The sequence below is a fragment of the Microcystis sp. LE18-22.4A genome (genome assembly GCF_027531105.1).
Taxonomy (GTDB): Bacteria; Cyanobacteriota; Cyanobacteriia; order Cyanobacteriales; family Microcystaceae; genus Microcystis; species Microcystis aeruginosa.
In genome coordinates, this window is record NZ_JAPZRB010000493.1 from 1 (window position 1) to 2,331 (window position 2,331).

General features: G+C 39.7%; 4 protein-coding genes and 1 pseudogene. All 5 read left to right on the forward strand.

Annotated features, from left to right (window positions below):
- Positions 1 to 70 precede the first annotated feature (70 nt).
- Positions 71 to 289 (forward strand): ribbon-helix-helix protein, CopG family, encoded by a 219-nt coding sequence (locus O9295_RS21480; RefSeq protein WP_125732220.1) that lies wholly within the window; start codon positions 71 to 73, stop codon positions 287 to 289.
- Complete coding sequence (locus O9295_RS21485; RefSeq protein ID WP_288035206.1) at positions 286 to 543, forward strand: helix-turn-helix domain-containing protein; 258 nt, start codon at positions 286 to 288, stop codon at positions 541 to 543. The genes O9295_RS21480 and O9295_RS21485 overlap by 4 nt, the downstream gene beginning before the upstream one ends.
- Before the next feature lie 220 nt (positions 544 to 763).
- Positions 764 to 1,108, forward strand: coding sequence for a hypothetical protein (locus tag O9295_RS21490; protein WP_288035208.1), 345 nt, complete (start codon positions 764 to 766; stop codon positions 1,106 to 1,108).
- Positions 1,105 to 1,536, forward strand: a complete 432-nt coding sequence (locus O9295_RS21495; protein ID WP_288035213.1) for a type II toxin-antitoxin system VapC family toxin — start codon at positions 1,105 to 1,107, stop codon at positions 1,534 to 1,536. Before O9295_RS21490 ends, O9295_RS21495 begins: the two co-directional genes overlap by 4 nt.
- A gap of 344 nt (positions 1,537 to 1,880) precedes the next feature.
- Positions 1,881 to 2,331: pseudogene (locus tag O9295_RS21500) on the forward strand (hypothetical protein); the annotation flags it as partial.

Genomic DNA, 2,331 nt, shown 5'->3' on the forward strand with positions numbered 1-2,331 from the left:
ATATGTCAATATCTAAAGGGATAAATGTCTGAAGTGCTATACTGGTTAAAAGTTATTGAGGTAAACAGATATGGGGTTTCCTGCGGTCATAGACAAAAGAGCGGAACGAGAAAAATATGGTGAAACCAAGAAGCAGAAGCAGTTTATGCTGACTGAATCTGCCAGCCACATCCTGGACAGGCTTGCCTTTGATCGCCGCGTGACTCGTTCTGAAGCAATTGAGCAACTGATTAGAGAAGAAGCCGAGCGAAGGGAGCTTTCAGAGGATTGGAAGCAGGAATCAGTATGATTTGGGAAACCGGCGAAGCGGAAGAATGGATCGATAAGGAGAAGGAACTGTACTTCTACAGCAACCTAGAGGCGTTAATGGCTGAAAAAGGCTTAAGCATCGCCGAACTGTCGGAGCGGACAGGTGTAGCCCAATCCACTATCAGAAGTCTGATCAGGGGCAGACTTAAAAGGCTCGACAGTCTCAGCACCGGCAAACTAGCCCAGTTTTTTGAGTGCAAACTGGACGAACTCTATGCGATGAAGTGGGAGTAAGGAACGAGCGACCGCCTAACCAATACCCGTTGGAGTATTGTGGAGTTGGAGAGGCGATCGCTGTTCTTAGGGAGCAGTATGTGGTGGGGACGGTGACGGCTAAGATTGTTCAGCCAAAGCCTGATGAACTAAAAATATTGCCCTGATTTTAAAGGCTTATTTTGCTATAATAGGAAAGTAAAAATTCTGAAAAATTTAGAGTTAGATAGGGGAGATAAAAATGGTTAATGAAATCAGTATTATTATCTCCAAAAATCCCGATGGATATTCGGTAAAATTTCCAGAATTAGAACTAATTAATCACCAAGATAGCTCTCTAAAAGATGTTTTAAATCGACTCAAAACGGTTCTAGAAACTCATCTAATTTCTTCGGATATAACTCAAGTCGATAAGTTAAATCTGAACTTCCCTGAAGAAGAACTCTCTCAGCTTCCGTCTGAAGGTAAGAAAATTATCAAGTTTGCGGGGATTTGGGAAGATATTCCTGAAGAAGATTTTAGAAATTTTTGTGAGGAAGTAGAACAGCGTCGTCAAAATTCTTTATCGCGGAGATTCGAGATTTGAAACCTTGTTTACTTGATACTGATATTCTTTCTTTGTTTTTCCGCAATCATCCCCAAGTCGTTCATTCTTGTAATTTATATCTCCAAGAATACAGACAATTAAGTTTTAGCTTGATTACTCATTATGAAATCTTGAGCGGTTTAAAACATCGAGATGCCCAGAAACAGCTTGACAAGTTTTTGGAATTTTCCCGACTGAATCAAATTTTACTTTTAACCGAAGAATCGGTGACAACATCAGCTAAAATTTATGCCGACTTAAGGAAAAAAGGGACTCCTCTTGACGACATCGATCTCTTAATTGCAGGAGTAGCTATAGCGAATAATTTAGTATTAATTACCCATAATCAAAAGCATTTCAGTAAAATTGAAGGGTTAGAATTAGAAGATTCAAGTTTTTACTGTATGAAAACTTATCCCCCCGCTTGAAAATTGCTGTCTTAAGGTTAAATCCAGAGATAGATATTTTACGCGTTGGAGAGCCGAATACACCACCGTTAGGAACTCTTGACCCTGATTATCTCAACGTTAGTGACAGATAATCGTACCAGTATGCCTGAACATTTAGAGGAATATTGACAAAAAAATCAACAAATCTGGGGACTGTTTTGGATACGTCCCACAACAACAATGGGAAAACTAGCCGAAGAATTAATTATGATTTGGGAAACTACCGAAGCAGAAGAATGGATCGATTTGTCGATTGGATTCCTTTTTAATTAATGATATAATAAGATTATTACCGTCCTTTTTATGCTTGATTATTAATTTTAATGACTCGCCAAATTCATGACCAATTTGCTAAGGAATATCTGGAGGAATTACTAACACCTCTAGGGACGATTGGAAAAAGTAAGAAAGTAAAAAGTGAGGTTCAAGAAATTGATGTCTGGTTTGAACCATTTAGCTCACCTCCTCCCACTGAGTTACCTTTAGGATTACTCGGAAAAATGGCGGCTACTTCCTGTTTATTTGAACCTTTTCGCAATCCCCCGACCGAGGTAGAGATTCGCGGTTGTTTGTCAAAGTTATACGCGGTTCATGGCGAAATCTTGAGAAAAGCGAAACGGTCAAACAAAACTCTGACGGTCGCAGAATTGCCTTTCTTATGGATTCTAACGCCCACCTTTTCAGCTAGAATGATTGAAGATTTCGGGACTCACAGCGATGAGAGTAATTGGTTAACAGGGGTTTACTTTTTAGCGAAGTCTCTCAAAGCGGGCA